General features: G+C 61.1%; 25 protein-coding genes and 4 tRNA genes. 21 read left to right on the top strand and 8 right to left on the bottom strand.

Features of this window, described 5'->3' with window-relative positions; genetic code table 11:
- Positions 1 to 19: 19 nt before the first annotated feature.
- Positions 20 to 310, bottom strand: a complete 291-nt coding sequence (locus INT12_RS07060) for a DUF3565 domain-containing protein (protein ID WP_046384743.1) — start codon at positions 308 to 310, stop codon at positions 20 to 22.
- On the opposite strand from INT12_RS07060, the gene INT12_RS07065 reads away from it, so the two are divergent.
- The gene (locus INT12_RS07065; protein ID WP_017845493.1) at positions 309 to 794 is read left to right on the top strand and encodes an FKBP-type peptidyl-prolyl cis-trans isomerase; all 486 of its coding nucleotides are present in this window, start codon (positions 309 to 311) and stop codon (positions 792 to 794) included. The genes INT12_RS07060 and INT12_RS07065 overlap by 2 nt on opposite strands.
- Positions 795 to 958: 164 nt before the next feature.
- Here INT12_RS07065 and rpsT read toward each other — a convergent pair whose 3' ends face one another.
- Entirely contained in the window at positions 959 to 1237 is a 279-nt protein-coding gene (gene rpsT / locus INT12_RS07070; RefSeq protein ID WP_003215870.1) for a 30S ribosomal protein S20, read from the bottom strand.
- 253 nt (positions 1238 to 1490) lie between these two features.
- Between rpsT and murJ the strand changes: the two genes are divergently transcribed.
- The 6 genes from murJ (at position 1491) to ispH (ending at position 8966) form a co-directional block, all read left to right on the top strand.
- Positions 1491 to 3029: a murein biosynthesis integral membrane protein MurJ gene (murJ, locus tag INT12_RS07075; RefSeq protein WP_017845492.1), complete on the top strand. Its 1539-nt coding sequence runs from the start codon at positions 1491 to 1493 to the stop codon at positions 3027 to 3029.
- A 120-nt stretch (positions 3030 to 3149) separates the two neighbouring features.
- On the top strand, positions 3150 to 4088 hold the full coding sequence (gene ribF, locus INT12_RS07080) for a bifunctional riboflavin kinase/FAD synthetase (RefSeq protein WP_193058800.1): 939 nt from the start codon (positions 3150 to 3152) through the stop codon (positions 4086 to 4088).
- A gap of 14 nt (positions 4089 to 4102) precedes the next feature.
- Positions 4103 to 6934, top strand: a complete 2832-nt coding sequence (ileS, locus tag INT12_RS07085; protein ID WP_017845490.1) for an isoleucine--tRNA ligase — start codon at positions 4103 to 4105, stop codon at positions 6932 to 6934.
- A complete protein-coding gene (gene lspA / locus INT12_RS07090) occupies positions 6927 to 7436 on the top strand; it encodes a signal peptidase II (protein ID WP_017845489.1) in 510 nt (169 codons plus the stop codon). Before ileS ends, lspA begins: the two co-directional genes overlap by 8 nt.
- Positions 7437 to 7443: 7 nt before the next feature.
- On the top strand, positions 7444 to 7881 hold the full coding sequence (gene fkpB / locus INT12_RS07095; RefSeq protein WP_169850802.1) for an FKBP-type peptidyl-prolyl cis-trans isomerase: 438 nt from the start codon (positions 7444 to 7446) through the stop codon (positions 7879 to 7881).
- A gap of 137 nt (positions 7882 to 8018) precedes the next feature.
- On the top strand, positions 8019 to 8966 hold the full coding sequence (gene ispH / locus INT12_RS07100; protein WP_193040108.1) for a 4-hydroxy-3-methylbut-2-enyl diphosphate reductase: 948 nt from the start codon (positions 8019 to 8021) through the stop codon (positions 8964 to 8966).
- Here the strand turns inward: ispH and INT12_RS07105 are convergent.
- Entirely contained in the window at positions 8920 to 9501 is a 582-nt protein-coding gene (locus INT12_RS07105) for a GspH/FimT family protein (protein ID WP_046384738.1), read from the bottom strand. The two genes, ispH and INT12_RS07105, sit on opposite strands and share 47 nt — an antisense overlap.
- Positions 9502 to 9705: 204 nt before the next feature.
- On the opposite strand from INT12_RS07105, the gene pilV reads away from it, so the two are divergent.
- The 5 genes from pilV (at position 9706) to thiO (ending at position 13018) form a co-directional block, all read left to right on the top strand.
- Entirely contained in the window at positions 9706 to 10191 is a 486-nt protein-coding gene (gene pilV / locus INT12_RS07110; protein ID WP_413468882.1) for a type IV pilus modification protein PilV, read from the top strand.
- A complete protein-coding gene (locus INT12_RS07115; RefSeq protein WP_126588906.1) occupies positions 10188 to 10895 on the top strand; it encodes a PilW family protein in 708 nt (235 codons plus the stop codon). The genes pilV and INT12_RS07115 overlap by 4 nt, the downstream gene beginning before the upstream one ends.
- Before the next feature lie 46 nt (positions 10896 to 10941).
- On the top strand, positions 10942 to 11433 hold the full coding sequence (locus INT12_RS07120; protein WP_232925416.1) for a PilX N-terminal domain-containing pilus assembly protein: 492 nt from the start codon (positions 10942 to 10944) through the stop codon (positions 11431 to 11433).
- Between the two features lie 11 nt (positions 11434 to 11444).
- Positions 11445 to 11846 carry a type IV pilin protein gene (locus INT12_RS07125; protein ID WP_017845482.1) on the top strand — a complete coding sequence of 134 codons (402 nt, stop codon included), beginning with the start codon at positions 11445 to 11447 and terminating at the stop codon, positions 11844 to 11846.
- Between the two features lie 62 nt (positions 11847 to 11908).
- Positions 11909 to 13018, top strand: a complete 1110-nt coding sequence (gene thiO / locus INT12_RS07130; RefSeq protein ID WP_017845481.1) for a glycine oxidase ThiO — start codon at positions 11909 to 11911, stop codon at positions 13016 to 13018.
- Here the strand turns inward: thiO and INT12_RS07135 are convergent.
- A complete protein-coding gene (locus tag INT12_RS07135) occupies positions 13005 to 13238 on the bottom strand; it encodes a PP0621 family protein (protein WP_026139830.1) in 234 nt (77 codons plus the stop codon). The genes thiO and INT12_RS07135 overlap by 14 nt on opposite strands.
- Before the next feature lie 125 nt (positions 13239 to 13363).
- Positions 13364 to 14389 (bottom strand): outer membrane protein assembly factor BamD, encoded by a 1026-nt coding sequence (locus INT12_RS07140; RefSeq protein WP_017845480.1) that lies wholly within the window; start codon positions 14387 to 14389, stop codon positions 13364 to 13366.
- A 149-nt stretch (positions 14390 to 14538) separates the two neighbouring features.
- Here INT12_RS07140 and rluD point away from each other — a divergent pair, with 149 nt between their 5' ends.
- The 7 genes from rluD (at position 14539) to INT12_RS07175 (ending at position 19638) form a co-directional block, all read left to right on the top strand.
- Positions 14539 to 15501 (top strand): 23S rRNA pseudouridine(1911/1915/1917) synthase RluD, encoded by a 963-nt coding sequence (gene rluD / locus INT12_RS07145; protein WP_046488081.1) that lies wholly within the window; start codon positions 14539 to 14541, stop codon positions 15499 to 15501.
- The gene (gene pgeF, locus INT12_RS07150) at positions 15498 to 16223 is read left to right on the top strand and encodes a peptidoglycan editing factor PgeF (RefSeq protein WP_017845478.1); all 726 of its coding nucleotides are present in this window, start codon (positions 15498 to 15500) and stop codon (positions 16221 to 16223) included. Before rluD ends, pgeF begins: the two co-directional genes overlap by 4 nt.
- Positions 16224 to 16354: 131 nt before the next feature.
- Positions 16355 to 18919 carry an ATP-dependent chaperone ClpB gene (gene clpB / locus INT12_RS07155; RefSeq protein WP_017845477.1) on the top strand — a complete coding sequence of 855 codons (2565 nt, stop codon included), beginning with the start codon at positions 16355 to 16357 and terminating at the stop codon, positions 18917 to 18919.
- A 304-nt stretch (positions 18920 to 19223) separates the two neighbouring features.
- A tRNA-Asn gene (locus INT12_RS07160) sits at positions 19224 to 19299 on the top strand.
- 10 nt (positions 19300 to 19309) lie between these two features.
- Positions 19310 to 19386: transfer RNA gene (locus tag INT12_RS07165), tRNA-Pro, on the top strand.
- A gap of 5 nt (positions 19387 to 19391) precedes the next feature.
- Positions 19392 to 19467, top strand: a tRNA-Lys gene (locus INT12_RS07170).
- 94 nt (positions 19468 to 19561) lie between these two features.
- Positions 19562 to 19638 (top strand) — tRNA-Pro (locus INT12_RS07175).
- Positions 19639 to 19753: 115 nt separating this feature from the next.
- Here INT12_RS07175 and INT12_RS07180 read toward each other — a convergent pair.
- The 3 genes from INT12_RS07180 to INT12_RS07190 form a co-directional block, all read right to left on the bottom strand.
- On the bottom strand, positions 19754 to 21052 hold the full coding sequence (locus INT12_RS07180) for an NAD(P)/FAD-dependent oxidoreductase (protein ID WP_169885514.1): 1299 nt from the start codon (positions 21050 to 21052) through the stop codon (positions 19754 to 19756).
- A 60-nt stretch (positions 21053 to 21112) separates the two neighbouring features.
- A complete protein-coding gene (locus tag INT12_RS07185) occupies positions 21113 to 21286 on the bottom strand; it encodes a DUF3094 family protein (RefSeq protein ID WP_016976295.1) in 174 nt (57 codons plus the stop codon).
- A gap of 90 nt (positions 21287 to 21376) precedes the next feature.
- Entirely contained in the window at positions 21377 to 22006 is a 630-nt protein-coding gene (locus tag INT12_RS07190; RefSeq protein ID WP_017845475.1) for a DUF1780 domain-containing protein, read from the bottom strand.
- Between the two features lie 99 nt (positions 22007 to 22105).
- Here INT12_RS07190 and INT12_RS07195 point away from each other — a divergent pair, with 99 nt between their 5' ends.
- The gene (locus INT12_RS07195) at positions 22106 to 22573 is read left to right on the top strand and encodes a hypothetical protein (protein WP_017845474.1); all 468 of its coding nucleotides are present in this window, start codon (positions 22106 to 22108) and stop codon (positions 22571 to 22573) included.
- On the top strand, positions 22570 to 23259 hold the full coding sequence (locus INT12_RS07200; RefSeq protein WP_193058801.1) for an energy-coupling factor ABC transporter permease: 690 nt from the start codon (positions 22570 to 22572) through the stop codon (positions 23257 to 23259). The genes INT12_RS07195 and INT12_RS07200 overlap by 4 nt, the downstream gene beginning before the upstream one ends.
- Positions 23260 to 23282 lie beyond the last annotated feature (23 nt).

Raw genomic sequence — 23282 nt, forward strand, 5'->3', positions numbered from 1 at the left:
TCAGGCGCCAAGGTTATCGTTATTCGCGCTCCTGCGCACACCAGCCGCAGGCAAAGGGCTGGCCTATTTTTTCCAGGCGGCGTGCGGGGTCGAGCACCCAGGCGCGCGATTGCCAGGGCGGCTGGTGACGCAGGTGCTGGGTGTGGCCGCAGGACAGCTCGGCAACCCAGTGCCGGTCGTCGTCCTGGTGGAATCCGATGATGACGACGGCCGTTGATTGGTCCCGTCCGTCCGGGTTCTGTTCGCTTTCGGGCAAATCCTTGTTTAGACTTGTCCGTTCTTCATTCTTATGCAAAAGGTCTCGCCCCATGACGATCGCCGCTAACAAGGCTGTCTCCATCGACTATACCCTGACCAACGACGCTGGTGAGGTCATCGACAGCTCAGCCGGCGGCGCGCCGCTGGTCTACCTGCAAGGCGCAGGCAACATTATCCCGGGCCTGGAAAACGCCCTGGTCGGCAAGAGCGTCGGTGATGAACTGACCGTTGTCGTAGAGCCTGAAAATGCTTACGGCGAATACTCCGCCGAACTGGTCAGCACCCTGAGCCGCAGCATGTTCGAAGGTGTCGACGAACTGGAAGTGGGCATGCAGTTCCACGCTTCCGCGCCAGACGGCCAAATGCAGATCGTCACCATCCGTGATCTGGACGGCGACGACGTCACTGTCGACGGTAACCACCCTCTGGCAGGCCAGCGCCTGAACTTCCAAGTGAAGATCGTTGCCATCCGCGACGCTTCCCAGGAAGAAGTCGCTCACGGCCACGTCCACGGTGAAGGCGGTCATCACCATTGATCGATGTTTTGATCAGGTGGTAGCAAAAACGCCCCGACTGGTTCGGGGCGTTTTTTTGTGCGCGCAATAAAGATGTATGGCGCCCAAACAAAAATGCCCCGGACCTTTCGGTACGGGGCATTTCTTAACTGTTACGCAGGTAAACCTGCGTGGCAGTTTATCGCTTAGGCTGCAGCAGCAAGGTTCAGAGCCTTGATGTGGCCGTTCAGGCGACCTTTATGGCGAGCAGCTTTGTTCTTGTGGATGATGCCTTTATCGGCCATACGGTCGATAACTGGCACGGCCAGAACGTAAGCAGCTTGAGCTTTTTCAGCGTCTTTTGCGTCAATGGCCTTAACTACATTCTTGATGTAGGTACGAACCATGGAACGCAGGCTGGCGTTGTGGCTGCGACGCTTCTCAGCCTGTTTTGCACGTTTTTTGGCGGAAGGTGTGTTGGCCACCGTCGAGCTCCTCGAAAGACTTTTTAGGAAATAGCAAACAAAATAGGCCGCGAATCATGCCGATGAGTTGATGGGTTGTCAAGGGCGGTTGATGCGAACTGCTGAGTGGTCGATCTGAAGAGGCGGGTGATTTATTTCCGGCGCTTGACCTGTAAACTCGCGAGCTTTGGCGCTGTGCTGTTGCAGGCGCGCAGTATCGCATAAGTAGGCGCGTAGTTCGCCTGCTCTTTATCTATAGGCGCAAACTCTTTCAATGAATCTGCTCAAATCGTTGGCTGCCGTCAGCTCAATCACGATGATTTCCCGGGTATTGGGGTTTGTGCGTGACACCTTGTTGGCACGCATTTTCGGCGCCAGCATGGCCACGGATGCGTTCTTCATTGCCTTTAAACTGCCCAACCTGTTGCGGCGGATCTTCGCCGAGGGCGCGTTTTCCCAAGCGTTCGTGCCGATTCTGGCGGAATACAAGACGCAGCAGGGCGAGGAGGCGACCCGCACATTCATCGCCTATGTCTCGGGCTTGCTGACCCTGGTGTTGATGCTGGTGACTGTGGCCGGCATGCTCGCCGCGCCGTGGGTGATCTGGGCCACGGCGCCTGGTTTTGCCAATACGCCGGAAAGATTCGCACTGACCACTGATCTGCTGCGGGTGACTTTCCCCTACATATTGCTGATTTCCCTGTCATCCCTGGCTGGCGCCATCCTCAATACCTGGAACCGTTTCTCGGTGCCGGCGTTCGTGCCGACCCTGCTTAACGTCAGCATGATTATTTTCGCGCTGTTCCTCACGCCTTACTTCGATCCGCCGGTCATGGCCCTGGGCTGGGCCGTCCTGGCCGGCGGTCTGGCGCAATTGCTCTACCAACTGCCGCACCTGAAAAAGATCGGCATGCTCGTGTTGCCGCGCCTGAACCTCAAGGACACCGGCGTCTGGCGTGTGATGCGCAATATGCTGCCGGCGATCCTCGGGGTGTCGGTCAGCCAGATTTCGCTGATCATCAACACCGCGTTCGCCTCATTGCTGGTGTCCGGTTCGGTGTCGTGGATGTACTACGCCGATCGCTTGATGGAGCTGCCGTCCGGCGTCCTCGGCGTGGCCCTGGGCACGATTCTGCTGCCGACGCTGGCGCGTACTTACGCGAGCAAGGACCGCCATGAATACTCGCGCATTCTCGATTGGGGCCTGCGCCTGTGCTTCGTGCTGGTGTTGCCGTGCTCGCTGGCCCTGGGAATCCTCGCCGAGCCACTGACGGTGTCGTTGTTCCAGTACGGGCAATTCGGCGCACACGATGCCTTGATGACTCAGCGCGCGCTGATCGCTTACTCGGTCGGTCTGCTTGGGATTATCGTGATCAAAGTGCTGGCGCCGGGGTTCTACGCCCAGCAAAACATCCGCACGCCGGTGAAGATTGCGATCTTCACGCTGGTCGTCACGCAACTGCTCAACCTGGTGTTCATCGGTCCGCTGGCGCATGCCGGCCTGGCCCTGGCCATCAGCGCTGGTGCTTGTATCAATGCCGGCCTGCTGTTTTACCAACTGCGCAAACAGCAGATGTTCCAGCCGCAGCCTGGCTGGGGCATGTTTGCCCTCAAACTGCTGGTGGCGGTGGCGATGATGTCGGCGGTATTGCTGGGCCTGATGCACTTCATGCCGGCCTGGGATCAAGGCCATATGCTCGAGCGTTTCTTGCGCCTGGGCGTGCTGGTGGTGGCGGGCGTGGTGGTGTACTTCGGGATGTTGCTGCTGCAAGGTTTCCGCCTGCGGGATTTCAATCGCAAGGCGCTGGGTTAGCGAGTTTGCCGCGATAAAACCGGTGTTTTATCGATTCCATCCATTTTGCCCTGCGCTGTTGCCTGTGATCCGGGGCCGGGTGTGGTTATAATCGACCACTTTATGAGCAAGAAGCGCGTTATGCAGCTGGTTCGAGGTCTCCACAACCTGCGCCCCCAGCATCGGGGCTGCGTCGCCACTATTGGCAACTTTGACGGTGTACACCGTGGCCACCAGGCTATCCTGGCCCGGCTGCGCGAGCGCGCGGTCGAGTTGGGCGTGCCCAGCTGCGTGGTGATTTTTGAGCCACAGCCGCGGGAATTCTTTACCCCGGAAACGGCGCCAGCGCGCCTGGCCCGCTTGCGCGACAAGCTGCAACTGTTGGCCGAGGAGGGCGTGGACCGTGTGCTGTGCCTGGCCTTCAACCAGCGTTTGCGCAGCCTCAGCGCCGCCGAGTTCGTCGACCGTATCCTAGTGGATGGCTTGGGCGTACAGCACCTGGAGGTCGGCGACGACTTCCGTTTCGGCTGTGATCGGGTCGGCGATTTCGATTTTCTGCAGCACGCCGGCGTAACCCAGGGTTTTACCGTCGAAGCCGCGCAAACCGTCGAACTGGACGGCCGGCGCGTGAGCAGTACCCAGGTGCGTAATGCCCTGGCCGCTGCCGACTTCGCCTTGGCCGAGCGTTTGCTCGGTCGCCCGTTCCGCATTGCCGGGCGGGTATTGCACGGCCAGAAGCTGGCGCGCCAACTGGGCACGCCAACCGCCAACGTGCAGCTCAAGCGCCGTCGTGTGCCGCTGACCGGGGTTTACCTGGTGAGCGTCGACATCGACGGCCAATCGTGGCCGGGAGTCGCCAATATAGGCGTTAGGCCCACGGTTGCAGGTGATGGCAAGGCCCACCTGGAAGTTCACCTTTTGGATTTTGCCGGTGATCTGTATGACCGGCGTTTGACGGTGGTTTTCCACCAAAAGCTGCGTGAAGAGCAGCGTTTCGCCTCCCTCGAGGCGTTGAAAACGGCGATCAATGCGGATGTCGCCGCCGCCCGTGCCCTAGCCGCACCTAGCGCCCATCGCTAACCGAAGAGCCTTAAATGACCGACTATAAAGCCACGCTAAACCTTCCGGACACCGCCTTCCCAATGAAGGCCGGCCTGCCACAGCGCGAACCGCAGATCCTGCAGCGCTGGGACAGTATTGGCCTGTACGGAAAGTTGCGCGAAATTGGCAAGGATCGTCCGAAATTCGTCCTGCACGACGGCCCTCCTTATGCCAACGGCACGATTCACATCGGTCATGCGCTGAACAAGATTCTCAAGGACATGATCGTCCGCTCGAAGACCCTGTCGGGCTTCGACGCGCCGTATGTCCCGGGTTGGGATTGCCACGGCCTGCCGATCGAACACAAAGTCGAAGTGACCCACGGCAAGAACCTGGGCGCCGATAAAACCCGCGAACTGTGCCGTGCCTACGCCACCGAGCAGATCGAAGGGCAGAAGTCCGAGTTCATCCGCCTGGGTGTCCTGGGCGACTGGGCCAATCCCTACAAGACCATGGACTTCAAGAACGAGGCCGGTGAAATCCGCGCCTTGGCCGAAATCGTCAAGGGCGGTTTCGTGTTCAAGGGCCTCAAGCCCGTGAACTGGTGCTTCGACTGCGGTTCGGCCCTGGCTGAAGCGGAAGTCGAGTACGAAGACAAGAAGTCCTCGACCATCGACGTGGCCTTCCCGATCGCCGACGACGCCAAGCTGGCCGCGGCCTTTGGCCTGGCAAGCCTGGCCAAGCCAGCCGCCATCGTGATCTGGACCACCACCCCGTGGACCATCCCCGCCAACCAGGCGCTGAACGTCCACCCGGAATTCACCTACGCCCTGGTGGATGTCGGTGATCGCCTGCTGGTGCTGGCCGAAGAGATGGTCGAAGCCTGCCTGGCGCGTTACGCGCTGGAAGGTTCGGTGATCGCCACCACCACCGGTTCTGCGCTGGAACTGATCAACTTCCGTCACCCGTTCTACGACCGCCTGTCGCCGGTGTACCTGGCTGACTACGTTGAACTGGGCGCCGGCACCGGCATCGTTCACTCCGCGCCTGCTTACGGCGTAGACGACTTCGTGACCTGCAAGGCCTACGGCATGGTCAACGACGACATCTTGAACCCGGTGCAGAGCAACGGTGTTTATGCGCCGTCCCTGGAATTCTTCGGTGGCCAGTTCATCTTCAAGGCCAACCAGCCGATCATCGACAAGCTGTCGGAAGTCGGCGCGCTGCTGCACACCGAGACCATCAAGCACAGCTACATGCACTGCTGGCGCCACAAGACCCCGCTGATCTACCGCGCCACCGCGCAGTGGTTCATCGGTATGGATAAAGAACCAGCCAGCGGCGACACCTTGCGCAATCGCGCAATCAAAGCCATCGAAGACACCAAGTTCGTCCCGGCCTGGGGCCAGGCGCGCCTGCACTCGATGATCGCCAACCGTCCGGACTGGTGCATCTCCCGCCAGCGCAACTGGGGCGTGCCGATCCCGTTCTTCCTCAACAAGGAAAGCGGCGAGCTGCACCCGCGTACCGTCGAGCTGATGGAAGTCGTGGCCCAGCGCGTTGAGCAGGAAGGCATCGAAGCCTGGTTCAAGCTGGACGCCGCCGAGCTGTTGGGCGACGAAGCGCCGCTGTACGACAAGATCAGCGACACCCTCGACGTGTGGTTCGACTCCGGCACCACCCATTGGCACGTGCTGCGCGGTTCGCACCCGATGGGTCATGCAGCCGGCCCGCGCGCCGACCTGTACCTGGAAGGTTCGGACCAGCACCGTGGCTGGTTCCACTCGTCGCTTTTGACCGGTTGCGCCATCGACGACCACGCACCGTACCGCGAACTGCTGACCCACGGTTTCACCGTCGACGAAAACGGCCGCAAGATGTCCAAGTCCCTGGGCAACGTGATCGCGCCGCAAAAGGTCAACGACACCCTGGGCGCCGACATCATGCGTCTGTGGGTGGCCTCGACCGATTATTCGGGCGAGATGGCCGTGTCGGAGCAGATCCTGCAGCGTAGCGCCGATGCCTACCGCCGTATCCGCAATACCGCACGCTTCATGCTGTCGAACCTGACCGGTTTCAACCCGGCCACCGACATCCTGCCGGCCGAGGACATGCTCGCCCTGGACCGTTGGGCCGTGGACCGTACCCTGTTGCTGCAGCGCGAGTTGCAAGAGCACTACGGCGAATACCGCTTCTGGAACGTCTACTCGAAGATCCACAACTTCTGCGTGCAGGAGCTGGGCGGTTTCTACCTCGACATCATCAAGGACCGCCAGTACACCACCGGCGTCAACAGCAAGGCGCGCCGCTCGGCGCAGACCGCGCTGTACCACATCTCCGAAGCGCTGGTGCGCTGGATCGCACCGATCCTGGCCTTCACCGCCGACGAACTGTGGGAATACCTGCCGGGCGAGCGCAACGAATCGGTGATGCTCAACACTTGGTACGAAGGCCTGACCGAACTGCCGGCCGACTTCGAACTGGGTCGCGAGTACTGGGACGGCGTGATGGCGGTGAAAGTGGCCGTGAACAAGGAGCTGGAAGTGCAGCGCGCGGCCAAGGCCGTCGGTGGCAACCTGCAAGCCGAAGTCACCCTGTTTGCCGAGGAGGGCCTGAGCGCCGACCTGGCCAAGCTGAGCAACGAACTGCGCTTCGTGCTGATCACCTCCACCGCGAGCCTGGCGCCATTCGCCCAGGCCCCGGCGGACGCCGTGGCCACCGAAGTGCCTGGCCTGAAGCTCAAAGTCGTCAAGTCGGCCTTCCCCAAGTGCGCCCGTTGCTGGCACTGCCGTGAAGATGTCGGCGTGAACCCTGAGCATCCGGAAATCTGCGGTCGTTGCGTCGACAACATCAGCGGTGCCGGCGAGGTTCGTCACTATGCCTAACGCCAGTCGTTTCGGACGTCTTGGCTGGCTCGTATTGAGCGTGCTGGTCCTGGTCATCGACCAGGTCAGCAAGGCTCACTTCGAGGGCTCCCTGGAGATGTTCCAGCAGATCGTGGTGATCCCGGATTACTTCAGCTGGACGCTGGCCTATAACACCGGCGCGGCGTTCAGCTTCCTGGCCGATGGCGGCGGCTGGCAACGCTGGTTGTTCGCCCTGATCGCCGTGGTGGTCAGTGCGGTGCTGGTGGTCTGGCTCAAGCGCCTGGGGCGCGATGACACCTGGCTGGCCATCGCCTTGGCACTGGTGCTGGGTGGCGCGCTGGGCAACCTGTACGACCGCATCGCCCTGGGCCATGTGATCGACTTCATTCTGGTGCATTGGCAGAACCGCTGGTACTTCCCCGCGTTCAATTTTGCCGACAGCGCCATCACCGTCGGTGCAATCATGCTGGCACTCGATATGTTCAAAAGTAAGAAAACCGGAGAGACCGTTCATGACTGATCAGGTATTGGCTGAACAACGCATCGGCCAGAACACGGAAGTCACCTTGCATTTCGCATTGCGCCTGGAGAATGGCGACACGGTCGACAGCACGTTCGACAAATCCCCCGCGACCTTCAAGGTGGGCGATGGCAACCTGCTGCCGGGTTTTGAAGCGGCCTTGTTCGGCTTCAAGGCCGGCGACAAGCGCACCCTGCAGATCCTGCCGGAAAACGCCTTTGGCCAGCCCAACCCGCAAAACGTACAGATCATCCCGCGTTCGCAGTTCCAGGACATGGAGCTGTCGGAAGGCCTGCTGGTGATCTTCAACGATGCAGCGAACACCGAGCTGCCGGGTGTGGTCAAAGCCTTCGATGACGCGCAAGTGACCATCGACTTCAACCATCCGTTGGCCGGTAAAACCTTGACGTTTGACGTAGAAATCTTCGACGTTAAAGCGCTCTAACTGACAGAACCGGCTCCTGCGGGCGCTGGCTTGTGTGGGAGCTGGCTTGCCTGCGATGGCATCACCTCGGTGTACCTGATACACCGAGTCGACCGCATCGCAGGCAAGCCAGCTCCCACAAAGACACGAGGCACAGCATGCAAATCAAACTCGCCAACCCCCGTGGCTTCTGCGCCGGCGTGGACCGCGCGATCGAAATCGTCAACCGTGCCCTGGAAGTCTTCGGGCCGCCGATTTATGTGCGCCATGAAGTCGTCCACAACAAATTCGTGGTCGAAGACTTGCGCGCTCGCGGCGCCATCTTTGTCGAAGAACTCGACCAGGTGCCGGACGACGTTATCGTTATCTTCAGCGCCCACGGCGTATCCCAGGCGGTGCGGACCGAAGCGGCAGGCCGCGGCCTGAAAGTGTTCGATGCCACCTGCCCATTGGTTACCAAGGTGCATATCGAAGTCGCGCGCTACAGCCGCGATGGCCGTGAATGCATCCTGATCGGCCACGCCGGCCACCCGGAAGTCGAAGGCACCATGGGCCAGTACGATGGCAGCAACGGTGGCGCGATCTACCTGGTGGAAGACGAAAAAGACGTCGCCAACCTGCAGGTACGCAACCCTGAGCGTTTGGCCTTCGTCACCCAGACCACGTTGTCGATGGACGACACCAGCCGAGTGATCGATGCCCTGCGCACACGCTTCCCGGCAATTGGCGGCCCACGCAAGGACGACATCTGCTACGCCACGCAAAACCGCCAGGACGCAGTCAAGCAGCTGGCCGATGAATGTGATGTGGTGCTGGTTGTCGGCAGCCCTAACAGCTCCAACTCCAACCGCCTGCGTGAACTGGCTGAACGCATGACCACGCCGGCGTACCTGATCGACGGCGCCGAGGACATGCAGCGCAGTTGGTTCGACGGTGTCGAGCGCATCGGCATCACTGCGGGCGCCTCGGCGCCGGAAGTGCTGGTGCGCGGTGTGATCCAGCAGTTGCAGGCCTGGGGCGCCACCGGTGCCGATGAGTTGGCCGGTCGTGAGGAGAACATCACTTTCTCCATGCCCAAGGAGCTGCGGGTGCGTTCGCTGCTCTGAGTCCCAGGGTGTTGAGCGAGCCCCGGCATAATGCCTGCTCGGTTTTATCCCGGCGCAGGCTGATGCGTCCGCTGGGGGCCAGCACCACTTGAAACAGGCTTTGTGCCTGATCCGTGGCGCATACATGCACGGTGCCGGCACGAAAGCCCCCGCCGGCAAAGACCGGCTCGCCCAGCCCGCTGAAGCGTACCTGGCTCCTGACCGGGCCATTGCCCACGATCGGTACGCGCCCATTGTCCTGGTGTTCCAGCAGTACGGGATTATCGTCGTCCAGATGGCCGCGCCCGTTCAGGTCCACGATCACCCGCCAGCCCCGGCTCCAATCGTCGTCCAAGGCATGAATGACTACCGCCCGGTTGCGTGCGATGGCTTCGCTGCGCGCATAGCGCAGGCCGCCAACCAGAGACTGGGCCGCACTGTGTCGCTGCTGGGACTCCAGCAACCCCTTGAAACTGGGGACCGCCAGCTGCGCGAGGATGCCGCTCAGGATCAGCCCGAGCAGTAGTTCGATCAGGGTGAAGCCTCGTTGTGTCATGTGCGGTCCCTCCGTGGACTCGATGAATATTCAGGTGGCATGCCTAGGTATAGCGCTCCGGTCGTGGCGTTGAATGCTGGCCTTTATGTCCAAAGTATTTCCCTTTGTTCCGGGAGCGGCACAGGCCGAAAACCGCCGCTAGTCTTGGGCCGCACAGCAGGTTTTTCCTGCTTTTTCCGGCCTCTGACAGGGATGACGACGGTAATGCTTGCTTGCTCGACTGCTTTGTTTCGACCGGTGACTTCCCGCCACCAAACCGGCATGACCCTGATCGAGGTGGTGGTGGCGGTGCTGATTCTGGTGATCGGCCTGCTGGGCGCTGCGGTGGTCCAGCTCAATGCGCTCAAGTACACCGACAGTACGCGGATGACCAGCCAGGCCAGCTTCATCGCCTACGACATGCTGGACCGCATTCGCGCCAATGCTGGCGCCGACTATTCGTGGGTGCGAACCGAGCGCGCGCCACTGTTCACGTCGACGGGCAGCGTGCGCGACCTCGACCTGCACGATTTCGAGGCCAATATCATCGGTTTCGCCGGCGACAGCGGCAGTGGCTCGGTGCTCGTTCGTGCCGACGAGGTGACCGTGAGCATCAGTTGGGATGATGCCAGGGGGGAAAAAAAAGCCGGGGCGAGGGAAACGCTCACACTCACCAGCCGCATCGCCGATGAATCGCAGGTGTCGCAATGAATCGGCGGGTGCGGGGTTTCAGTGTGTTGGAGCTGCTGCTGGCGTTGACGCTCGGGTTGGTGCTGAGCCTTGGGTTCAGCCAAATCGCCATCAGCGCTCGAACCACCGATGCCAGCCAGCAGGCCGCCATGCTGCTGCAGGATGATGCGCGGTTTGCGCTCGGCAAGCTGATTCAGGACATTCGCCTGGCGGGCATGTTCGGTTGCCTGGCTACGGCATCGATCGAAGGTGCGCCGTTGGCTTTCGATCGACCAATCAGCTGGAGTGCCACGGGTGACGCAAGGTCGCTGACGCTGGTCAGCGCTGAGGTCGGCGAGGACGGCGGCAAGCCGGATTGGACCGTATTGTCCGACTGCTCCGGCTCTGCCCACGCTTATACCGGTACGCCACCACCCGCCGTGCCGGGGCAGATACGCTTTGCGATACGCCAGCTCACCTACACCTTCGAGGCTGGCCAGCTGAAAGTCAGTACCCCGTCAGCCCCGGCCAGGGCGGTGCTGGTGGACAACGTGCAGGCGTTCGAGATCAGTTTCGGCGTCGCAGCCAAGCCTGACTCGACGCCGGTGGTGGGTTATGACCCCGGCCCGGCCGACAATTCGCTGATACGCAGTGTACGCATCCGTTTGACGCTGCAAGACCCGGACGGGTTGGTGAAGGCGCAAACCTGGAGCGTGGTTGCAGCGCTGCGCAACCGGCTGGGGTAGGGCGACCATGGCAGGGTTTCGTATTGTTGAGCGACGGCAGGCGGGCATGGTGCTGCTGATCAGCCTGGTGTTCCTGTTGCTGTTATCGCTGATCGCGTTGTCTTCGATGCAGGGTGCGGTGTCCCAGCAGAAGGTCGTTGGCAGTGTCTGGCATCGCAACCAGTCGCTACAAAGTGCCGAAAGTGGCCTGAGGCTGGGGGAGGCGGCCGTGCGGCGGGCAGGCGCCGCGTGGCCTGTGTGCGCGGCGATCATCACCTGTGCGCCGCCGCGCGAGTCGTCTTCGGTGATAGCTCCCGGAACCGATCCCGTTTCGAGGGTGAACTGGGCCGCCATGGACGGCGGTCTTTACGCGGTTCAGGCGCTCGGGCCTGTCGTGGGGCTGGCTCATTTGCCTGCGCAGATGCCGGCAATGCTCTATCGGGTTACGGCGGTGGGGCTCCGTGGCCAATCGCGCACGGTGCTGGAGGCCATGTATGCGCGGGTGGACGAGGGGGGGCGCTCGCGGTTTCAGCGAGTGATGTGGCGACAACTTTACTGAGGAGCGGCGCAATGGGCATGGATAGCCAGGGTTTTACATTGATTGAGTTACTGACTGCCGTGGCGATCGTCGCGGTGCTGGCCGGTGTCGTTTATCCGGCGTATGTCGGCCATGTGAACAAGGCCTATCGCGCGGAAATTGTCGTGCTGTTGACCGAGCAAGCTCAGTCTCTGGAGCGGTATTACACGAGCAATGGCAGTTTTATTGATGCAAGCGGCGTCAGCGTCGGCAATGATCGCTATAGAATCACGGCTGCGCTGAACCCTCAGGATTTCAGCCTGCTGGCCACACCAGGCGTCGACTCTGTCATGGCAGGCGACGCTTGCGGGGCATTCAGCCTGACCAGTAGCGGTGCGCGGACCAACCCCGGAGCGGCCCCAGGCATGTCACGCAAGACATGCTGGGGGCAGTGATGGGTGTACTCCATGAGTGGGCGCCGAGTGCGCTTTTCCCTGTTTATCGGCTGGATCAAATGATGGCTAAGCAACAGCGAGTGGTGGTGGTCGGTGGCGGAGTAATCGGCTTGTTGACGGCGTTCAACCTGGCGACCCAGGGCCTGGCAGTCGTACTGCTGGAGCGCTCGGGGCTCGGGCAGGAGTCCTCGTGGGCAGGTGGCGGCATTGTCTCGCCACTGTACCCGTGGCGCTACAGCCCGGCAGTCACGGCTTTGGCTCATTGGTCCCAGGACTTTTATCCACAACTGGCCGAGCGCTTGTTTGCCGATACCGGCGTTGACCCGGAGGTCCACACCACCGGCCTCTACTGGCTGGACCTGGAGGATGAAGCCGACGCATTGGCCTGGGCCGCGCGCGAAGGACGACCATTGAGCAAGGTGGATGTGTCGGTCGCCCATGATGCGGTTCCGGTGTTGGGCGGTGGTTACTCCCAGGCGATCTACATGGCGAATGTGGCGAATGTGCGCAACCCGCGCCTGATCAAATCGCTCAAGGCGGCGCTGCTGGCGCTGCCAGGCGTGACGATTCATGAACAGTGCGAAGTTGACGGGTTTGTGTTGGACGGCGACAACGTCGTCGGCGTGAATACGCCTGCCGGGCCGGTGCTTGGTGATCAGGTCGTGCTTGCGGCGGGGGCCTGGAGTGGGCAGTTGCTGGACAAGCTGGGCCTGTCGCTGCCGGTTGAGCCGGTCAAGGGCCAGATGATTCTGTACAAATGCGCCTCGGACTTTCTGTCGAGCATGGTCCTGGCCAACGGGCGTTATGCGATCCCGCGGCGTGACGGGCACATTCTGATTGGCAGTACCCTGGAACATGAAGGGTTCGACAAGACGCCGACCGGATCAGCGCTGGAGAGCCTGAAGGCTTCGGCCGTGGAGTTGATTCCCGCCCTGGCGGATGCCGAGGTGGTGGGCCATTGGGCGGGCCTGCGGCCAGGCTCGCCGGAAGGTATTCCCTACATCGGTCCGGTCCCCGGTTTCAACGGGCTGTGGCTCAATTGCGGGCATTACCGCAACGGCCTCGTGCTGGCGCCGGCGTCGTGCCAGTTATTCGCCGATTTGTTGCTGGGGCACACGCCGATCATCGACCCGGCGCCCTACGCGCCCGCAGGTCGGATCAACGTTGGATAGCTTTCGGCCCTTGCTCCAGATGCGCCTGGGTGCAATACCATTCTTGCCGTGAGCTCAGTGCTCGGTCCTGCGGCAGATGCACGCCGCAGTGAGCGCAGCGCACCATTGGCGTTGCGTCGGGTTCGCCGGAACGTTGTTGTTTGACGGCCGGGTTTTTGAATTTGCGCCAGAACCATACCGCGGCAGCAATGACGGCAATCCAGAACAGTAGACGAACCATGATGGGCAGTTTCTCGACAAGGAATGCGCCAGTTTAGCCAAGGACGTGGCAGGCGCACAGCGCAATAATGCTTGCGCATAAAAAAGGGAGCCCCGAGGGCTCCCTTTTTACGTTGCGTCGGATGATCAGTCGAACACACCGAAGGTCATGTAGCTGAACCACGAGCGGTCCTGGTTGTTGCCCAGGGCTTGCGGCGCTTGTTCTTCGATCACATCGCCATTTTCATCATGGGGCTTGAGGTCCGCTGGGATGGCTTCCTTGGCGTCCTGGAACTGTTTCATCACGTCCTGGTTGGCGCGGGTTTCACCCGGCGGCAGCGGTGGACGCGACTCGATCAGGCCCAGGGTGTACTTGCTCAGCCACGAACGGTTGTCCGCTTCGGCAACCTGAGGCACGAACTGGCCGTCTTTCAGGCTTGGGTGATCCGGGTAGTTGAGCTTCAGGGTTTCCAGGCTGGTGGCCGCCAGGGCGTCCAGGTGCAGGCGCTGGTAGGCCTCGGTCATCACCGCCAGGCCATCACCCACGGAAGGGGTTTCCTGGAAGTTTTCCACGACATAGCGACCACGGTTGGCGGCTGCCACGTAAGCCTGACGGGTCAGGTAGTAGTGGGCCACGTGGATTTCGTAGGAGGCCAGCAGGTTGCGCAGGTAGATCATGCGCTGCTTGGCGTCCGGCGCGTAGCGGCTGTTGGGATAGCGGCTGGTCAGCTGGGCGAACTCGTTGTAGGAGTCGCGGGCAGCGCCCGGGTCACGCTTGGTCATGTCCAGCGGCAGGAAGCGCGCCAGCAGGCCAACGTCCTGGTCGAACGAGGTCAGGCCCTTGAGGTAGTAGGCATAGTCGACGTTCGGGTGCTGCGGGTGCAGGCGGATAAAACGCTCGGCGGCGGACTTGGCGGCTTCCGGCTCGGCGTTCTTGTAGTTGGCGTAGATCAGCTCGAGCTGGGCCTGGTCGGCGTAGCGCCCGAACGGATAGCGCGACTCCAGGGCCTTCAGCTTGGCTGTGGCACTGGTGTAGCTATTATTGTCCAAGTCTTTTTGAGCTTGTTGATACAGCTCGACTTCGCTCAGGTTTTCGTCGACGACTTCCTTTGTTGACGAGCAAGCAGCAGTCATGGCGAGGATGGCGATCAGCAGCAGGTGTTTCACTTGCATGGCGGCTTGCGTCCCTATGACGGCCGCTGTCTTGGGCGGGGCCGTCCTGTTATGATGAGCGCCCCGTTGAAAGCATCGGGGCAAAAGACGCCGTATTTAACCACAAGCGCGCAGCCGAAACCAAAGGCTGTGCCACGCCTAGTCTGAGCATGTCCGATAAAATTGAACTTCGCGCAGAGGTGCCGTCCGAATTGGGCGGCCAACGCCTCGATCAAGTCGCCGCACAATTATTCGCTGAGCACTCGCGCTCGCGCCTTTCCGCCTGGATCAAAGACGGCCGCCTGACTGTGGATGGAGCGGTTATCCGCCCGCGAGACATAGTCCATGGCGGTGCGATTCTTGAGCTGACTGCCGAGCAGGAAGCCCAGGGAGAATGGATCGCCCAGGACATCGAGCTGGACATCGTCTATGAAGACGACGACATCCTGGTCATCAACAAACCCGCAGGCCTGGTGGTTCACCCGGCGGCCGGGCACGCTGATGGCACCTTGCTCAATGCCCTGTTGCACCATGTGCCGGACATCATCAATGTCCCGCGCTGCGGCATCGTACACCGCCTGGACAAGGACACGACCGGCTTGATGGTGGTGGCCAAGACCATTCAGGCCCAGACGCAGCTGGTTACACAGTTGCAGAGCCGCAGCGTCAGCCGGATCTACGAGTGCATCGTGATCGGCGTCGTGGTGGCGGGTGGCAAGATCAATGCGCCTATCGGTCGTCACGGCCAGCAGCGCCAGCGTATGGCGGTGATGGAAGGCGGCAAGCAGGCCGTCAGCCACTACCGTGTGCTGGAGCGTTTCCGGTCCCACACCCATGTGCGGGTCAAGCTGGAAACCGGCCGTACCCACCAGATTCGCGTACACATGGCGCACATCAACTTCCCGTTGGTCGGAGATCCGGCCTACGGCGGTCGCTTCCGTATTCCGCCGGCGGCCAGTGCCACCATGGTTGAATCGCTGAAGTCCTTCCCGCGTCAGGCGCTGCATGCGCGGTTCCTGGAGCTGGATCATCCGACGAGCGGTAAACGGATGAGCTGGGAATCGCCTCTGCCGGACGATCTGGTCTGGTTGCTGTCGCTGCTCAGGCAGGATCGCGAGGCATTTATCGGATGAGTGACTGGCTGATTCCTGACTGGCCCGCGCCGGCTCAGGTCAAGGCCTGCGTCACCACCCGTGCGGGCGGCGTCAGCCTGGCGCCGTTCGACAGCCTCAACCTGGGCGATCACGTCGAGGACAGCCCCGAGGCTGTGCTTGAAAATCGCCGTCGCCTCACCGAAGTCTTTCATGTCCGGCCGGCCTGGCTCCGCCAGGTCCACGGCGTGAACGTGGTCGAGGCTGACCCCGAGCGCATTGCCGAAGCCGACGGCAGTTGGACCAGCACGCCGGGCATCGCCTGCACCTCCATGACCGCCGATTGCCTGCCTGCGTTGTTCTGCAACCGCGCCGGCACACGCGTCGCCGCCGCTCACGCGGGTTGGCGTGGCTTGGCCGCGGGCGTGCTGGAGGCCACCGCCGAAAGCCTGCAAGCCGAGCCTGCCGACATATTGGTCTGGCTGGGCCCGGCCATTGGCCCGCAAGCCTTCGAAGTCGGCCCGGAAGTGCGGGAAGCGTTCGTGCAGCAACTGCCGGGCACTGCCCAGGCCTTTGTGCCCAGTCGCAACCCCGGCAAGTTCATGGCCGACATCTACCAACTGGCCCGTTTGCGCCTGGCTGCCCGCGGTATCACTGCCGTTTACGGTGGCGGGTTCTGCACCGTGAACGATCCGCGCTTCTTTTCTTTCCGCCGCAGTCCACGCACGGGTCGGTTCGCCTCCCTTATTTGGCTGGAGCGCTAGACTCTTCTGATCTACGTCAACTGTCCGACGCTTGAATCTCCCAGAATCGACCACATCTATAGGGCTATCTGGCAGGTTTCTTCATTCAGGATGTGTTTGTAGCTCCGGCCTGCTCAAAAGGAAGGTGACTAATGCGTATTGATCGTTTAACCAGTAAATTGCAATTGGCCTTATCCGACTCCCAATCCCTGGCGGTCGGCCTCGACCACCCGGCCATTGAGCCTGCGCACTTGATGCAGGCGCTCCTGGAGCAGCAAGGTGGTTCTATCAAGCCCTTGCTGATGCAGGTAGGCTTCGACGTCAACAGCCTGCGCAAAGAGTTGAGCAAAGAGCTCGACCAACTGCCGAAAATCCAGAATCCTACCGGCGACGTGAATATGTCCCAGGATTTGGCGCGCCTGCTCAATCAAGCGGACCGCCTGGCCCAGCAGAAGGGCGACCAGTTCATCTCCAGCGAGCTGGTGCTGCTCGCCGCCATGGACGAAAACAGCAAGCTCGGCAAATTGTTGCTGGGCCAGGGCGTCAGCAAAAAAGCCCTGGAAAACGCCATCAACAACCTGCGTGGCGGCGAAGCGGTGAACGACCCCAACCACGAGGAGTCGCGCCAGGCCCTGGATAAATACACTGTCGACCTGACCAAGCGCGCCGAAGAAGGCAAGCTTGACCCGGTGATCGGCCGTGACGACGAGATTCGTCGCACCATCCAGGTCCTGCAGCGCCGTACCAAGAACAACCCGGTGCTGATCGGTGAGCCTGGCGTGGGTAAAACCGCGATTGCCGAGGGCCTGGCCCAGCGCATCATCAACGGTGAAGTGCCGGACGGCCTCAAGGGCAAGCGCCTGCTGTCCCTGGACATGGGGTCGCTGATCGCCGGCGCGAAATTCCGCGGCGAGTTCGAAGAACGTCTCAAATCCCTGCTTAACGAGCTGTCGAAGCAGGAAGGGCAGATCATTCTGTTTATCGACGAGCTGCACACCATGGTCGGCGCCGGTAAAGGCGAAGGCTCGATGGACGCCGGCAACATGCTCAAGCCTGCCTTGGCGCGGGGCGAGTTGCACTGCGTGGGTGCCACCACGCTCAACGAATACCGCCAGTACATCGAGAAGGATGCGGCCCTTGAGCGGCGTTTCCAGAAAGTGCTGGTGGAAGAACCGAGCGAAGAAGACACCATCGCGATCCTGCGGGGCCTGAAAGAACGCTATGAGGTCCACCACAAGGTAGCGATCACTGACGGCGCGATCATTGCGGCGGCGAAGTTGAGCCATCGCTATATCACCGACCGGCAGTTGCCCGACAAGGCCATCGACCTGATCGACGAAGCGGCCAGCCGTATCCGCATGGAGATCGACTCCAAGCCGGAAGTGCTCGACCGTCTGGATCGGCGCCTGATTCAACTGAAAGTCGAATCCCAGGCACTGAAAAAAGAAGAGGACGAAGCGGCGAAAAAACGCCTGGAAAAACTCCAGGAAGAAATCCTCCGCTTGGAACGCGAGTATTCGGACCTCGAGGAAATCTGGAACGCGGAAAAAGCCGAAGTACAGGGTTCGGCACAGATCCAGCAAAAGATCGAGCAGTCGCGCCAGGAGCTGGAAACCGCACGCCGTAAGGGCGACCTGAACCGCATGGCCGAGTTGCAGTACGGGGTGATCCCGGACCTGGAACGCAGCCTGCAGATGGTCGACCAGCATGGTCACAGCGAGAACCAATTGCTGCGCAGCAAGGTGACCGAGGAAGAAATTGCCGAAGTTGTCTCGAAGTGGACCGGTATCCCCGTGTCGAAAATGCTCGAAGGCGAGCGCGACAAGCTGATGAAGATGGAAAGCCTGTTGCACCAGCGCGTCATCGGCCAGGAAGAGGCGGTGGTGGCGGTGTCCAACGCGGTACGGCGTTCCCGTGCCGGGTTGTCCGACCCGAATCGTCCAAGTGGCTCGTTCATGTTCCTCGGCCCGACCGGTGTGGGTAAGACCGAGTTGTGCAAGGCCTTGGCCGAGTTCCTCTTCGACACCGAAGAAGCCATGGTGCGGATCGATATGTCCGAGTTCATGGAGAAACATTCCGTGGCTCGCCTGATCGGGGCGCCACCGGGCTACGTAGGCTACGAGGAAGGCGGTTACCTGACCGAAGCGGTACGGCGCAAGCCTTACTCGGTGATCCTGCTGGATGAGGTCGAGAAGGCCCACCCGGACGTGTTCAACATCTTGCTGCAGGTGCTGGAAGATGGCCGGCTGACGGACAGCCACGGGCGTACTGTGGATTTCCGCAACACGGTGATCGTGATGACCTCCAACCTGGGGTCGGTGCAGATCCAGGAACTGGTGGGCGATCGTGAAGCCCAGCGCGCAGCTGTGATGGATGCGCTGACCACGCACTTCCGCCCGGAATTCATCAACCGGGTCGATGAAGTGGTGATCTTCGAGCCTTTGGCACGGGATCAGATCGCGGGCATCACCGAGATCCAGTTGGGCCGCCTGCGCAGCCGTCTGGCTGAGCGCGAGCTGGCGCTGGAGCTGAGCCCCGAGGCGTTGGACAAGCTGATCGCGGTCGGTTACGACCCGGTGTATGGCGCACGGCCGTTGAAGCGTGCGATCCAGCGCTGGATCGAAAACCCGCTGGCCCAGTTGATTCTGTCGGGCAGCTTTATGCCGGGCACCAGCGTCAAGGCCACGGTGGAAAACGACGAAATCGTCTTCCACTGAGTTCGGTCGGTCGGGCTATAAAGAGAAGGCCTCGCGTTGCGAGGCCTTTTTTTTCGATAGGGCGTTGAACTGTAAGGCAAAGGCTTGTAAAGTGCGCCCCGCAGCAACGTCAGCCCACGGGTTTCTTCTCCCCAAGAAGAAATCAGAAAGAAGCGCAAATCATTGTCTTAAAAGCAATTTAAAGGGTTGACAGGGGTTTTTAAGATTGTAGAATAGCGCGCCTCAGAGACACGAACGTAGCGATACGGACGCATCGAAGAGAAGGTTACACCGCAGTAAAAGTTGTAAATTTGAAATGTGTAGTTCCGTGATAGCTCAGTCGGTAGAGCAAATGACTGTTAATCATTGGGTCCCAGGTTCGAGTCCTGGTCACGGAGCCAATTTCAAAACCGGGGTATAGCGCAGTCCGGTAGCGCGCCTGCTTTGGGAGCAGGATGTCAGGAGTTCGAATCCCCTTACCCCGACCATTTTTGGGTCGTTAGCTCAGTTGGTAGAGCAGTTGGCTTTTAACCAATTGGTCGTAGGTTCGAATCCCACACGACCCACCATTTTTGAAACCAGTTAACGCTGGAATCAGATCTTAAGATCAGCGGCCAAAAGCCCTGATCGAAGAAGGCGGCTGAGAGGTCGCCTTTGTTTCACCGGGGTATAGCGCAGTCCGGTAGCGCGCCTGCTTTGGGAGCAGGATGTCAGGAGTTCGAATCCCCTTACCCCGACCATATTAAAAATCCTCGTATCGAAAGATATGGGGATTTTTTTTGCCTGAAATTATCCCAAATCCACCACAACACCAATGTGGGAGGGAGCAAGCCCCCTCCCACATTGATCGCGTGTTTAGTGAAGTTTGAGACGTGGCTCAGTTCCGCGCCCAATCCGGCTGCCCAGCATCAGCATCGCCGTGCGGAAGGCGCCATACAGCGCCATCTGGTGCATGCGGTACAGCGACACATAGAACATCCGCGCCAACCAGCCTTCCAACATCACGCTGCCTGTGAGGTTGCCCATCAGGTTACCCACCGCCGAGAAGCGCGACAGCGAGATCAGCGAGCCGTAGTCGGTGTACTTGTACGATGGCAGGTCCTTGCCTTCGATCCGCAGCTTCAACGATTTGGCCAACAATGAAGCCTGCTGGTGCGCGGCCTGGGCGCGTGGCGGTACGTTGCGGTCGGTGCCGGGTTGCGGGCAGGCGGCGCAGTCACCGAAGGCGAAGATGTTTTCATCGCGGGTGGTTTGCAGTGTCGGCAGCACCTGCAGTTGATTGATGCGGTTGGTTTCCAGGCCGTCGATGTCCTTGAGGAAGGCGGGCGCACGGATGCCGGCGGCCCACACTTTCAGGCTGGCCGGAATCACTTGGCCGCTGCTGGTGATCAGCGCGTCGGCCGTCACTTCGCTGACCGCCGAGTTGGTCAGCACCGTCACGCCGAGCTTCTCCAGGGTTTTATGCACAGGTCCGCCGATCCGCTCCGGCAGGGCAGGCAGGACCCGTGGGCCGGCTTCGATCAGGGTGATGTGCATGTTTTCCGGTTTGATCCGGTCCAGCCCGTAGGCTGCCAGTTCATGGGCGGCGTTATGCAGTTCGGCCGCCAGTTCAACCCCGGTGGCGCCAGCGCCGACGATGGCCACGCTGATCTTTTCCACCACGTCGGTTTGCCCGGCATGGGCACGCAGGTAGTGGTTGAGCAACTGCTGATGGAAGCGCTCCGCCTGTTTGCGCGTGTCGAGGAACAGGCAGTGTTGCGCCGCGCCTTCGGTGCCGAAGTCATTGGTGGTACTGCCGACCGCGATCACCAGGCTGTCGTAGCCCAGTACGCGCGCAGGCACCAGTTCGCGGCCTTCTTCGTCGAGGGTCGCGGCCAGTTGGATTTTCTTCTGTTCACGGTCGAGCCCGCTCATGCGCCCCAGCTGGAACTCGAAGTGGTTCCATTTGGCCTGGGCGACATAATTGAGTTCGTCTTCCGAAGAGTTCAGCGAGCCGGCGGCCACTTCGTGCAGCAGCGGTTTCCAGATATGGGTCAGGTTGGTGTCCACCAGCGTGATGCTGGCGGTGCCGCGCTTGCCCAGGGTCTTACCCAGGCGGGTAGCCAGCTCCAGGCCGCCGGCGCCGCCGCCGACGATAATAATACGATGGGTCATGGGGATATCTCGCAAGGCTAAAAGAAATCGGAGCGGTTACCCCCGCGAGCGCCAGGCAGCTCATAGCGTCAGGTAACTCAAAAGGCGGCTCAGCAGGCCGAGCCCGATCACCACCACCAGCACCACACCAAGGAGCAGCCACGGCCGGAAAGGCTTGCGCTCGACTCGGTTCTGGGAGAGTTGCAGGTACTCTTCGACATGCTGTTGGTCGTCGGGGTTCAGGCGGCTGGTCATATAAGGCCTCGTCAGGTAGACGTTGCAAAAGGGTGTCACGTTACGGTCAGGGAGTTGGCGGTATCGCCATAAGCGTAGCCTGTGCTCGCGTCACAGGCTGATGCCCACGTCGAACACGATGCTGCGCCCCAGATTGTTGCGCAAGAAATCCGGCGCGTCCGGGTGGGCGAACAGTACCCGGGCAAACGTCGGCCCCACCAGCGACAGCGAGCGCCAGCCCTGGCGCAAGTATTCGGTGGGCGGCGGGAAATGACTGTTGAGGTCCAGCACCTCGCGCTTGAGGCTGGCGAAGGCGACGATATCCAGCTCGCCCAGGTCCATCCCGCGTTCTTTGTAGTTGTGCGCTTTTTTACGCAGGGTCGGCGCCAGGCGCAGCAGGAATTCATGGGCCGGAATCCGCCGCGGCTTGGCTTCGCGCCTGACCAGTTGGCTGAGGGAAAACGCACTGCGTCGACGCAGCAATTCGTCGCGCCATTCATCGTTCAGACGGCGTCCTTCGTCCAGCACGAAAAACACTTCGAAACTGGCGTCACGAAACAGCACGTCCGGCGGTTCTTGCCCGGCGGCATGAAACTCTTCGGCGCGGTACGGCACGTTCAAGCCTTGCAGCAGGCGCTGGCAGACCCAACGCTCACGCTCCCATTTACGGGCATTGGACAGGAACGCATTGGCTTGTTCGGCTGCCACGGTGAGCAGGCGCAAATAATCTGAGTCATCCATGCGTGCAGCTTAGCGCCCAAATGATGACCTCAGGAAGTCCCGACGTGAAAGCCCGGTGTAAACTGTCGACTCGGTTTTCTCTCAAGCATGAGGTGTGCAGTGAAGTTTTTCGCCGTGCTGTTGTTGAGCCTGTTGCCCGTGTGGGCCCAGGCGGTTGAAGTGGGTGAGCGCGTGGCGCCCTGGACTCTGCTGGATCAGTTCGATCAGGCCTACACCCTGGATGACCAGGCACAGGTCCTGTTGGTGGCCCGCAGCATGGATGCCGCCAAGCTAGTGAACGCCGCCCTGCAAGGCCAGCCCAAAGGCTATCTCGAAGCGCGGCATGGGGTGTTTGTCGCGGATATCCAGCGCATGCCTCGGCTGGTCGCCAAGCTGTTCGCGGTGCCGGCCATGCAGTCCTACAACTACCGGGTCATGCTGGACCGGGACGCACGCATCGCTCCGCGTTATCCCGCGCCTGTGGATAAGGTGCTGTGGCTGCAATTGGATAATGGCAAGCTGACAGCGCGCCACGAGTACGGCTCTGCGGCTGAACTGCGCGAGGCCCTGGAGCAGGTGAAACCGTGATCAGTGCCGCGGTGCTGGCGCCGGGAACCCTCGGCATCGGCTGGCTGTTGTACGCGCCGGTGCTGTTGTGGGCGATCTTGCGTTCGCCGTGGGTCGAGCTGTTTGCTGACCGGCGGCGCCAGCATTTGCTGTTCGGTACGGTGTTCGCGTTATTCATGTTGTGGTTGGTGAGACGGGACTTCGATACCGGGGTCTCCTACCACTTTATCGGCATGACGGCCGTGACCCTGCTGCTCGACTGGCCGCTGGCAATCGTCGGCGGTTTCGCCGCGCCGTTGGGCTTGCTGTTGCTGGGTCGCCAGGACCTGGCCGCCGTGGGCATCAACGGCCTGCTGCTGATCGTGCTGCCGGTGCTGGTCACTGAAACCTGCGCGGTGCTTGTCGAGCGGGCACAACCGCGTAACCCGTTCGTCTATATCTTCTGTTCCGGCTTTTTCGCCGCTGCATTGTCGGCCTTGCTCTGCCTGTTGGCCGGGCTGGGGTTGCTGTGGTTCGACGGGCGTTTCGCGATGCCGGAATGGCTGGAGGATTTTATCGGTTACCTGTGGCTGATCATCTTCCCCGAGGCCTTCATCAACGGCATGGTCATCAGCGCCCTGGTGGTGTTTTGCCCGGAATGGCTGGAGACATTCAACCGCACGCGCTACCTCTCGGCGCCCTGGAAAGACGACAATTCGCAGACTTGACTCAGATCAAATCGCGCCCAGCG

The sequence above is a fragment of the Pseudomonas sp. K8 genome, from assembly GCF_014889455.1.
GTDB lineage: Bacteria > Pseudomonadota > Gammaproteobacteria > Pseudomonadales > Pseudomonadaceae > Aquipseudomonas > Aquipseudomonas veronii.

Coding starts and splice junctions, on each gene's coding strand:
- ispH (WP_193040108.1), top strand. CDS start 8,019: ATGCAAATCAAACTCGCCAACCCCCGTGGCTTCTGCGCCGGCGTGGAC.
- INT12_RS07060 (WP_046384743.1), bottom strand. CDS start 310: ATGGGGCGAGACCTTTTGCATAAGAATGAAGAACGGACAAGTCTAAAC.
- murJ (WP_017845492.1), top strand. CDS start 1,491: ATGAATCTGCTCAAATCGTTGGCTGCCGTCAGCTCAATCACGATGATT.
- INT12_RS07190 (WP_017845475.1), bottom strand. CDS start 22,006: ATGGATGACTCAGATTATTTGCGCCTGCTCACCGTGGCAGCCGAACAA.
- ribF (WP_193058800.1), top strand. CDS start 3,150: ATGCAGCTGGTTCGAGGTCTCCACAACCTGCGCCCCCAGCATCGGGGC.
- INT12_RS07115 (WP_126588906.1), top strand. CDS start 10,188: ATGAATCGGCGGGTGCGGGGTTTCAGTGTGTTGGAGCTGCTGCTGGCG.
- pgeF (WP_017845478.1), top strand. CDS start 15,498: ATGAGTGACTGGCTGATTCCTGACTGGCCCGCGCCGGCTCAGGTCAAG.
- INT12_RS07105 (WP_046384738.1), bottom strand. CDS start 9,501: ATGACACAACGAGGCTTCACCCTGATCGAACTACTGCTCGGGCTGATC.
- clpB (WP_017845477.1), top strand. CDS start 16,355: ATGCGTATTGATCGTTTAACCAGTAAATTGCAATTGGCCTTATCCGAC.
- INT12_RS07125 (WP_017845482.1), top strand. CDS start 11,445: ATGGGCATGGATAGCCAGGGTTTTACATTGATTGAGTTACTGACTGCC.
- INT12_RS07135 (WP_026139830.1), bottom strand. CDS start 13,238: ATGGTTCGTCTACTGTTCTGGATTGCCGTCATTGCTGCCGCGGTATGG.
- INT12_RS07185 (WP_016976295.1), bottom strand. CDS start 21,286: ATGACCAGCCGCCTGAACCCCGACGACCAACAGCATGTCGAAGAGTAC.
- pilV (WP_413468882.1), top strand. CDS start 9,706: ATGCTTGCTTGCTCGACTGCTTTGTTTCGACCGGTGACTTCCCGCCAC.
- rluD (WP_046488081.1), top strand. CDS start 14,539: ATGTCCGATAAAATTGAACTTCGCGCAGAGGTGCCGTCCGAATTGGGC.
- thiO (WP_017845481.1), top strand. CDS start 11,909: ATGGCTAAGCAACAGCGAGTGGTGGTGGTCGGTGGCGGAGTAATCGGC.
- INT12_RS07065 (WP_017845493.1), top strand. CDS start 309: ATGACGATCGCCGCTAACAAGGCTGTCTCCATCGACTATACCCTGACC.
- ileS (WP_017845490.1), top strand. CDS start 4,103: ATGACCGACTATAAAGCCACGCTAAACCTTCCGGACACCGCCTTCCCA.
- INT12_RS07120 (WP_232925416.1), top strand. CDS start 10,942: ATGGTGCTGCTGATCAGCCTGGTGTTCCTGTTGCTGTTATCGCTGATC.
- INT12_RS07180 (WP_169885514.1), bottom strand. CDS start 21,052: ATGACCCATCGTATTATTATCGTCGGCGGCGGCGCCGGCGGCCTGGAG.
- INT12_RS07140 (WP_017845480.1), bottom strand. CDS start 14,389: ATGCAAGTGAAACACCTGCTGCTGATCGCCATCCTCGCCATGACTGCT.
- lspA (WP_017845489.1), top strand. CDS start 6,927: ATGCCTAACGCCAGTCGTTTCGGACGTCTTGGCTGGCTCGTATTGAGC.